General features: G+C 76.0%; 2 protein-coding genes. Both read left to right on the top strand.

The window, feature by feature from the left end:
• A partial coding sequence (locus ACP4IX_RS35620) for an SDR family NAD(P)-dependent oxidoreductase (RefSeq protein ID WP_426526923.1) occupies positions 1-3,832 on the top strand: 3,832 nt, incomplete at its 5' end.
• A 139-nt stretch (positions 3,833-3,971) separates the two neighbouring features.
• On the top strand, positions 3,972-10,507 hold a 6,536-nt coding region (locus ACP4IX_RS35615), incomplete at its 3' end, for a type I polyketide synthase (RefSeq protein ID WP_426558723.1).

The following is a 10,507-nucleotide window of genomic DNA, read 5'->3' as shown; positions in this document are numbered from 1 at the left end:
GGACTGGTCGGGGGCGTTCCCGGGGGCGCGGCGGGTCGAGTTGCCGACGTACGCCTTCCAGCGCAGCCGCTACTGGCTCGACGTGCCGACCACGAGCTGGGACGTCGCCTCGGCGGGTCTCTCCACCACCGGGCACCCGCTGCTCGGTGCGGCGACGCGGCTCGCCGACTCCGACGAGCTGCTGCTCAGCGGCCGGATCTCGCTGGGCACCCATCCCTGGCTCGCCGACCACGCGGTGTCGGGCGTCGTCCTCCTCCCCGGCACGGCCTTTCTCGAACTCGCGCTGCGCGCCGGGGCCGAGGCGGGCTGCCCGGTGGTCGAGGAACTCACCCTCGGATCGGCGCTCGTCCTCCCGGACGAGGGTGCCGTCCACCTACAGCTCCGGGTCGCCGCGCCCGACGGTGACGGTCGGCGGGGGCTCAGCGTGTTCGCCCGTACGACCCGGGACGCCGACGCGCCCTGGACCGAGCACGCCACCGGCACCCTGGCACCCCGGCCCGCCGGGGACCCGGCCGGTCTGCTGAGCTGGCCGCCGTCCGGTGCCGAACCCGTGGACACCGGCGACCTCTACGAGCGCTTCGCCGAGGCCGGCCACCACTACGGCCCCGCCTTCCGCGGCGTCCGTGCCGCGTGGCTCCGCGACGGCCAGGTGTTCGCCGAGGTGGCGCTGCCGGAGCCGCAGCACGCCGACGCCGCCGGATGCGCGCTGCACCCCGCGCTGCTGGACGCGGCCCTCCAGACCGCCGCGCTGCTGCCCGACCAGGACGGCCGGGACCGGCTGCCCTTCAGCTGGAACGGTGTGACCAGCGGGATCACCGGGGCCACCACACTCCGCGTACGGCTCGCCGCCGACGCGCCGGACGCCGTGACCCTGCACGCCCACGACCTGTCCGGCCGACAGGTGCTCGCAGTGGAATCCCTGCTGCTGCGGACTCCGGCCGAGGGCGGACCGCTCTCCGCGACCGCCCACGCCGACCTGCTGTACCGCCTCGACTGGTCCCCGGCCACCGACCCGGCCGACAGCTCCGTGCCCGCCTGGGGCGCCCTCGGCGGTGCCGTCCCCGGCGCGGTGTCATGGCAGGACCTCGACGCCCTGGGGGCCGCCGTCGAAGCGGGCGCCGCCCTTCCCGAGGTGATCGTGGCGACCGTCGCCACCGCCGGCCTGCCCGACGCCGCCGACCGGGTCCGCGCCACCGCGCACCAGGGCCTCGCCCTCGTACAGCAGTGGCTGGCCGACGAGCGGTTCGCCGAGGCCAGGCTGGCCCTGCTCACCAGGGACGCGGTCCGTACCGGACCGGCCGACCGTCCCGTCGATCCCGCCCAGGCCGCCCTGTGGGGCCTGGTGCGCAGCGCGCGGGCCGAGCACCCCGGGCGCTTCGTCCTCATCGACGCGGCCGGGACCGGCGAGCCGGCGGACGCCCTGCCCGCGGCGCTCGCCGCAGGGGAACCCGAGCTGGCGCTGCGGACCGGCCCGCCGCTGCTGCCGCGGCTGGCCCGCGGCGGCCGGCCGGACGGCACGCTGTCCGTGCCGGACGGCGCCGCCTGGCGGCTCACCACCGACGGCCGGGGCTCCCCGGAGGACATCACGGCGGAGCACGCCCCCGAGGTCCTCGCCCCGCTGGGCAAGGGCGAGGTACGGATCGCGGTGCGCGCCGCCGGGCTGAACTTCCACGACGTCATCGCCGCGCTCGGCCTGGACCCCGACCCCGAACAGCAGGGCCTGGGCAGCGAGGGCGCCGGGACCGTCATCGAGGTCGGCCCGGGTGTGGACGACCTGGCGCCCGGGGACCGGGTGATGGGGATCTTCGGAGGCGCGTTCGGCCCGACCGCCGTCGCCGACCGCCGTACGGTCGCCCGGATACCGGCGGGCTGGTCCTTCGCCCGCGCCGCATCCGTGCCGGTGGCGTTCCTCACCGCCTACTACGGCCTGTTCGACCTCGGGGGACTGCGGCGAGGGGAATCGGTACTGGTCCACGCCGCGGCCGGCGGTGTCGGCATGGCGGCGGTGCAGCTCGCCCGGCACGCCGGTGCGCGGGTGTTCGCGACGGCCTCGCCCGCCAAGTGGGACGTCCTGCGGGCCGGCGGGCTGGACGACGCGCACATCGCCTCGACCCGGACCACCGACTTCGCCGAGACGTTCCTGACGGCCACCGGCGGACGGGGCGTCGACGTCGTGCTCGACAGCCTGGCGAGGGAGTTCGTCGACGCCGGTCTGCGGCTGCTGCCGCACGGCGGCCGGTTCGTGGAGATGGGCAAGACCGACGTCCGCGACCCGGAGGCGGTCGCCCGGCAGCACCCCGGGGTCCGCTACCGGGCGTTCGACCTGATGGAGGCCGGTCCGGAGCGCATCGGCGAGATGCTCGCCGACGTCCTGCGCCTGTTCGGGCAGGGAGCGCTGCGTCCCCTGCCCGTCACCGGCTGGGACGTCCGGCAGGCCCCGGCCGCCCTGCGCTCGCTCAGCCGGGCCCGAGGCGTCGGCAAGAACGTCCTGCTGCTGCCCGCTCCGCCGGACCCCGAAGGGACCGTCCTGGTCACCGGGGCCACCGGCACCCTGGGACGGCTCCTGGCCCGGCACCTGGTCGTCGCGCACGGCACCCGGCACCTGCTGCTGGCCGGCCGCCGGGGCGGCTCCGCCGACGGAATGCCGGAGCTGGTGAGGGAACTGACCGGGCTCGGGGCGTCGGTGACCGTCGCCGCCTGCGACGTCGCCGACCGTGCGGCACTCGCCGCCCTGCTCGGGTCGGTGGACGCCGCGCACCCGCTGACCGCCGTCGTCCACGCGGCCGGTGTCCTGGACGACGCCACGATCGCCGGGCTGACCCCGGACCGGCTCGACCGCGTCCTGCGGCCCAAGGCGGACGCGGCGCTGTTGCTGCACGAACTCACCCGGGACCTCGATCTCGCGGCGCTGGTCCTGTTCTCCTCGGGCGCCGCCCAGTTCGGCGCGGCCGGGCAGGCGAACTACGCCGCCGCCAACGCGGTCCTCGACGCCCTCGCCGCCGAACGCCGGGCCGAGGGGCTGCCCGGCCTGTCCATCGGCTGGGGCCTGTGGGAGGAGCGCAGCGAGATGACCGCCGCGGTCACCGCGGGCCGGGGTGCCGGGACGGGCGCGCTGACCTCGGCGGAGGGCCTCGCCCTGTTCGACGCGGCGCTGGACTCCCCGTACGCCTACCGGCTCGCGGCCAGGATCGCCCCGTCCGTGCTGAGGGCGGACGACCGGCTGCCCGCCGTGCTCCGCGGCCTGGTCCGCCCCGCCCGTACCGGCGCCGCCCCCGCCGCGGAACCGGCCCGCTCGATGGCGCGGCAGCTCGCCGAGCTGCCCGAGGCCGAGCTGCACCGGACCCTGCTCGACCTGGTGCGCGGCACCGCCGCGGCGGTGCTCGGCCACAGTTCGCCCGACCTGATCCGCCCGGCCCGCCCGTTCAAGGACGTCGGCTTCGACTCCCTCACCGGGGTCGAACTGCGCAACCGGCTGGTCTCCTCGACCGGGCTGCGGCTGCCGCCCGCGCTCGTCTTCGACCACCCCACCCCGGAGACACTGGCACGCCACCTCGCCGAGCGGGCCACCGCCGCCCGCCCGACGGGCGACGCGGCGGTCCGTGCCGGGCTCGACACCCTGGAGACCCTGCTCGACGCCCTGCCGCCGGGCGGCGTCAGCGACGAACTCGCCGCCCGGATACGGGAAGTGCTGACCCGCCCGCTGCCCGGCCGGGTGCCGGCCACCACCGCCCGCACCACGGACGACGCGGACGACCTGGCCCCCGAGCTGATCGAGGCGGCCAGCGACGACGAGATGTTCGACTACATCGACCGGCAGTTGGGGTCCGCGTGACCAGGGCACCGGTCCACGCACCCCGCGCACCCCGCGGAGTCCGCGGAGTCCGCGGACTCCGAGACGAAACCCGAGCAGCCCGAGACGAAACCCTGGCAGCCCGAGACGAAAGCAGCGGTGTCCAGTGAGCGACCAGAGGATGCGCGACTACCTCAACCGGGTGACCATCGACCTGCGGGACACCCGGCAGCGGCTCCGGGAGGCCGAGGCCCGCACGAGCGAGCCGATCGCGATCGTGTCCATGGCCTGCCGCTTCCCCGGCGGTGTCCGCACCCCGGAAGACCTGTGGGAACTGCTCGCCGAAGGCCGTGACACCGTCGCGGCCGTCCCCGGCGACCGGGGCTGGGAGACCGCCTGGCCGTCCGGCGGCGGGGTCCCCGGGCAGGGGGCGTTCCTGGACGGCGCGGCGGACTTCGACCCGGAGTTCTTCGGCATCTCGCCCCGTGAGGCGGTGGCGATGGACCCGCAGCAGCGGCTGCTGCTGATGGCTTCCTGGGAGGCCGTCGAGCAGGCCGGTATCGACCCGCTCACCCTGCGGGGCAGCCGTACCGGGGTGTACGCCGCGGCCATCGACCAGGGGTACGCGACGCTGGGCCCCGGCGCGGCCGAAGCCGTCCAGGGGTTCCTGATGACGGGGAACTCGATGAGCGTGATGTCCGGGCGGGTGTCCTACACGCTCGGTCTCGAAGGCCCCGCCGTCACCGTGGACACCGCTTGTTCGGCCTCGCTGGTGGCGCTGCACCTCGCGGCGCGGGCCCTGCGGGCCGGTGAGTGCTCGCTCGCGCTCGCCGGTGGTGTCAGCGTGATGGCGCTGCCGGCGGTGTTCGTCGAGTTCAGCCGGCAGGGCGCGATGTCCCCCGACGGTCGCTGCAAGCCGTTCGCGGCGGCGGCGGACGGCACCGGCTGGGGCGAGGGCGTGGGGATGCTGCTGCTGGAGCGGCTGTCGGACGCGCGCCGCAACGGCCGTACGGTGCTGGCCGTGCTGCGCGGCTCGGCAATCAACCAGGACGGTGCCAGCAACGGCCTGACCGCCCCCAACGGCCCGTCCCAGCAGCGGGTGATCCGGGCGGCGCTCGCCGACGCGGGCCTGACGGCGTCCGAGGTGGACGCGGTGGAGGCGCACGGCACCGGCACCACCCTCGGCGACCCCATCGAGGCCGACGCGCTGCTGGCCACGTACGGCCAGGACCGGCCGGCCGACCGCCCGCTGTGGCTGGGTTCGCTGAAGTCGAACATCGGCCACACCCAGGCCGCCGCCGGGGTCGCCGGGGTCATCAAGACCGTGCTCGCGCTGCGGCACGGTGTCCTGCCTCGCACCCTGCACGTGGACGCGCCCACTCCGCACGCCGACTGGTCCTCGGGCGCCGTCGAACTCCTCACCGAGGCCCGCGACTGGCCCGCCGTCGACCGGCCGCGCCGGGCCGGGGTGTCCTCGTTCGGCATGAGCGGCACCAACGCGCACGTCGTCCTCGAACAGGCACCGGTGCCGGAGCCGGCCGACGGACCGGAAGCAGTGACCGACGGGGCGGACACCGTGGCCGTTCCGAGCACGGGGGCCGTCCCGAGCGCGGAGGCCGGTCCGGTGCCCGGGGCCGGGCCGTCGGCGGAGCCGGCGGGCACGCCCGGGGCCGCGCTGCCCTGGGTGCTGTCCGGCCGCACCGCCTCCGCGCTCGGGGACCAGGCGGCCCGGCTGCGCGCCCGGCTCGCCATGGACGCGCCCGCACGGCCGGCCGACATCGGGTTCTCGCTGGCGACCACCCGGTCCGCCTTCGAACACCGGGCGGTAGTGATCGGCGACGGGCACCAGGCACTGCTGAACGGGCTCGCCGCCCTGTCCGGGCCGGGCACGGACCTCCCCGCCGCCCCGGCCTCGGCTTCCGCCCCGGACCCCACGCCCGCCGACGTCGTCACGGGCACCGGCCGGGTCGTCGAGGGCCGGACGGCACTGGTGTTCCCCGGCCAGGGCTCCCAGTGGGCCGGCATGGCACGGGACCTGCTCGCCACCAGCCCCGTCTTCCGGGACCGCCTCGCCGCCTGCGACGCCGCCCTCTCCGCCCATGTCGGCTGGCGGCTCCCCGCCGTCCTGGAGGGCGCGCCCGGAGCACCCTCCCTGGAGCAGGTGGACGTGGTGCAGCCGGCGCTGTGGGCGGTGATGGTGTCACTGGCCGCGCACTGGGAGTCCTGGGGCGTCCGGCCCGACGCCGTGGTCGGGCACAGCCAGGGAGAGATCGCCGCCGCCGTGGTGGCGGGAGCGCTGAGCCTGGAGGACGGGGCGAGGGTCGTCGCCCTGCGCAGCCGGGCCATCCGGGCGCTGACCGGACTCGGCGGCATGGTCGCGGTGTCCCTGCCCGAGGACGAGGTCCGCGCCGCGATCGCCCCCTGGGCCGAGAAGCTGTCGGTGGCCGCGGTCAACGGGCCCGCCGCCGTGGTGGTCTCGGGGGAGCCCGGGGCCCTCGCCGAACTGCTCGCCCACTGCGCGGATCGGGGCGCACGGGCCCGGTCCGTACCCGTGGACTACGCCTCGCACTCGGCCCAGGTCGAACGGATCAGGTCCGAGGTGCTGGCCGCGCTGGCCGGCGTACGCCCGCTCCCGGCCCCGGTACCGCTGTTCTCCACCGTCACCGGCGACCGGCTCGACACCACGGCCATGGACGCCGACTACTGGTACCGCAACCTCCGCGGGACCGTCCGCTTCGACGCGGCCGTACGCTCCCTGGTCGCACAGGGGCACGAGGTCTTCGTCGAGGTGTCGCCGCACCCGGTGCTGACCATGGCCCTCCAGGACACCGCCGAGGCCACCGGCGCCGCGGAGCCGCCCGTGGTCGTCGGCACCCTGCGCCGCGACGACGGCGGACTGCGCCGTGCCCTGCGCTCGGCCGCCGAACTGTGGGCGGCGGGCGCGGCCGTCGACTGGTCCGCGGTGTACGCCGGCACCGGCGCCCGCCCGACCGCCCTGCCCGGATACCCCTTCCAGCTGCGGCGCTACTGGCTGGAGCCGGAGACGGCGCCCGCCACCGCACCGGCCGCCGCCGACCCGCACGACACGGCCTTCTGGCACATGGTCGACCACGACGACCCGGCCGGGATAGCCGCCCGGCTCGCCATCGACGAGGACGCCCTCGCCCCCGTACTGCCGGCCCTGCGCGGCTGGCGCGCACAGCGGCGCGACGAGAGCGTCATCGACTCCTGGCGCTACCGCGTCGGCTGGCAGCCCCTGCCCGACCCGCCGGCCGCCGCCCCCGCCGCCGGCACCTGGCTCGTCGCCCTGCCCGCCGGACACGACGACGCACGGGTACGCGGCCCGCTGCTCGCCCTCGCCGAAGCGGGCGCCACCGTCGTCACGGCGGAACTCACGGCCGACGCCGTCCGCCGTACGGACCTCGCGGACACGCTCGCCACCGCCCTCGGCGACCTCGTCCCGACGGGCGTGCTGTCGCTGCTGGCCGCCGCCGACCAGCCCCACCCCGACCACCCCGCCCTCCCCACCGGGACGGCACTCACCGTCGCCCTGGTGCAGGCCCTGGGCGACCTCGCCCTCACGGCACCCCTCTGGTGCGCCACCACCGGGGCCGTGTCCACGGGCCCGGACGACCCGGTCACCAGCCCCCGCCAGGCACTGGTCTGGGGAACCGGACTGGTGGCCGCGCTGGAACTGCCCGCCCGCTGGGGCGGACTCATCGACCTGCCACCGGACCTCGACGCCCGTGCCAGGACCCGGCTCGCCGCCGTACTGACGGCCTCCGGCACGGACGGTGCCGGCCGCGAGGACCAACTCGCCCTGCGCCCCACAGGAGTCCTGGCCCGCCGCCTCCGGCGCGCTCCCCGGAGCGACGGCCGTACGAAGCACTGGAAGCCCCGCGGCACCGTCCTGCTGACCGGCGGCACCGGAGCCGTCGGCCCGCACCTCGCCCGCTGGCTGGCCCGCAGCGGCGCCACCCACCTCGTCCTGCCCGGCCGCCGCGGCCCCCAGGCGCCCGGCGCGGCCGAAATCACCGCGGAACTGGCCGCCCTCGGCGTACGGCTGACCCTGCCCGTCTGCGATCTGGCGGACCGTCAGGCAGTGGAGGAGCTGCTCACCGGCCTGGAGGCGGCGGGCGACCCCGTCACCGCGGTCGTCCACGCGGCCGCCTTCGTCGCGCTCGCCCCCCTGGACGGCACGCCGATGTCCGCGTTCGAACAGATCGTCGCCGCCAAGGCCGCCGGCGCCGAGCACCTCGACGCCCTCCTCGACCGCGAACTCGACGCCTTCGTCCTGTTCTCCTCGATCGCCGGAGTCTGGGGCAGCGGCGACCACGGCGCCTACGCCGCGGCCAACGCCTACCTCGGCGCCCTGGCGCAGCACCGCCGGGCCCGCGGCCTCACCGCCACCACCATCGACTGGGGCATCTGGCAGGCCGAGAACCCCTGGCAGCACCGCATCGCCGGAGAGGACGCCGACCTGTTCAAACTGGAGCAGCACGGCCTGCCCCGGATCGCCCCCGACCTCGCCGTCCACGCCCTGCGCCAGGCGCTCGACGACGACGAGACCGTCCTCGCCGTCGCCGATGTCGACTGGGAGCGGTTCGCCGCCGTCTTCACCTCCGCCCGCCCCAGCCCGCTGCTCACCGGCATACCCGAAGTCCGCCGAGCCCTGGAGGCCGAGGCCGGAGAAGCGGAGGCACCCGCCGCCGCACTGCTGCGCCAACGGCTCGCCGCCCTCGGCGCATCCGAACAGCACCGCCTGCTGCTCGACCTGGTCCGCACCCACGCCGCAGCCGTCCTCGGCCATGCCACAGTGGACGCGATCCGGCCCGGCAGAGCCTTCCAGGACATGGGCTTCGCCTCCCTCACCGCGGTCGAACTCCGCAACCGGCTCAACGCCGCCACCGGACTGCGGCTGCCGTCCACTCTGATCTTCGACCACCCGTCGTCCACCGCGCTCGCCCGGGAGATCAGCGCCGAACTGCTCGGCCGCCAGGCCACCGAGCCGCGCTCCTGGGACCCGGACCGCTCCGGCCAGGACGCCGCCGCGCACCCGCCCGCGCCCGACGACGAGCCGATCGCGATCGTGTCCATGGCCTGCCGCTTCCCCGGCGGCATCGGCACCCCCGAAGACCTGTGGCGCCTGCTCGCCGACGGCGGCGACGCCGTCTCCGACTTCCCCACCGACCGGGGCTGGGACATCGAGGCCCTCTACGACCCCGACCCCGACCACCCCGGTACCTCGACGACCCGACGGGGCGGCTTCCTCCACGACGCCGCCGATTTCGACGCGGAGTTCTTCGGCATCTCGCCGCGCGAGGCCCTGGCCATGGACCCGCAGCAGCGGCTGCTCCTGGAAACCACGTGGGAGGCGATCGAGGGCGCGGGCATCGACCCGGACGCCCTGCGCGGCAGCCGGACCGGAGTGTTCACCGGCGTCAACTACGCCGACTACGCGTCCGTCGTCGCCCAGTCGGAGGAAGGAGACGGCCACCTGCTCACCGGCAGCGCACCCAGCGTCGTGTCCGGACGGGTCGCCTACACCCTGGGCCTCGAAGGCCCCGCGGTGACCATCGACACGGCCTGCTCCTCCTCACTCGTCGCCCTGCACCTCGCCGGCCGGGCGCTGCGCGGCGGTGACTGCTCGCTCGCCCTGGTCGGCGGCGTCGCCGTGATGGCGACCCCCGGCGCCCTCATCAGCTTCTCCCGTCAGCGGGGACTCGCCGAGGACGGCCGCTGCAAGGCGTTCTCGGACGACGCGGACGGCATGGGCATGGGCGAGGGCGTCGGCGTCCTCCTGCTGGAGCGGCTGTCGGACGCCCGCCGCGACGGACACCCGGTCCTGGCGGTGGTACGCGGCTCCGCCGTCAACCAGGACGGCGCCAGCAACGGCCTCTCCGCCCCCAACGGCCCGTCGCAACAGAGGGTGATCCGTGCGGCGTTGGCGGACGCGGGGCTGACGGCGTCCGAGGTGGACGTGGTGGAGGCGCACGGCACCGGCACCACCCTCGGCGACCCCATCGAGGCCCAGGCGCTGCTGGCCACCTACGGCCAGGACCGGCCCGCCGACCGGCCCCTGCTGCTCGGCTCCGTCAAGTCCAACCTCGGCCACGCCCAGGCGGCGTCGGGGGTTGCCGGCGTCATCAAGACGGTGCTGTCCATGCGGCACGGGCAGGTGCCCCGCACCCTGCACGTCGGCAGGCCCTCCGGCCACGTCGACTGGACACGCGGAGCGCTGGCCCTCGCGACCGAGCAGCAGCCCTGGCCGCACCACGGCCGCCCCTTCCGGGCCGGAGTGTCCTCCTTCGGTCTGAGCGGCACCAACGTCCACACCATCCTCGAACACACCCCCCTGGAGAACGACGGCCCGACGGCCGAGCGCGTCCCCCTGCCGGCGGTCCCCTGGCTGCTGTCGGCGAAGAGCCCGCGGGCCCTGCGCTCCCAGGCCGACCGCTTACGCCGCTACCTGGACCGCAGCCCCGCACCCGACCCGCGCGACATCGGGTCCGCCCTGCACGCGCGCACCGCCTTCGAGTACCGGAGGGCACTGACCGGTGACCGGGACCAACTCCACACCATGCTGGGCCAGATGGCCGACGACGACTCGGGAGCGTGGGACGGCGGTCGCACGGTCGACGGTCGTTCGGTGCTGGTGTTTCCGGGTCAGGGGTCGCAGTGGGTGGGGATGGCTGCGGAGTTGTTGGCTGGTTCGGA

It is taken from the genome of Streptomyces sp. WG5 (genome assembly GCF_049974565.1).
Lineage (GTDB): Bacteria > Actinomycetota > Actinomycetes > Streptomycetales > Streptomycetaceae > Streptomyces.
The sequence above is the reverse complement of the archived record's forward strand: the minus strand, read 5'-3'. Positions and strand labels throughout refer to the sequence as shown.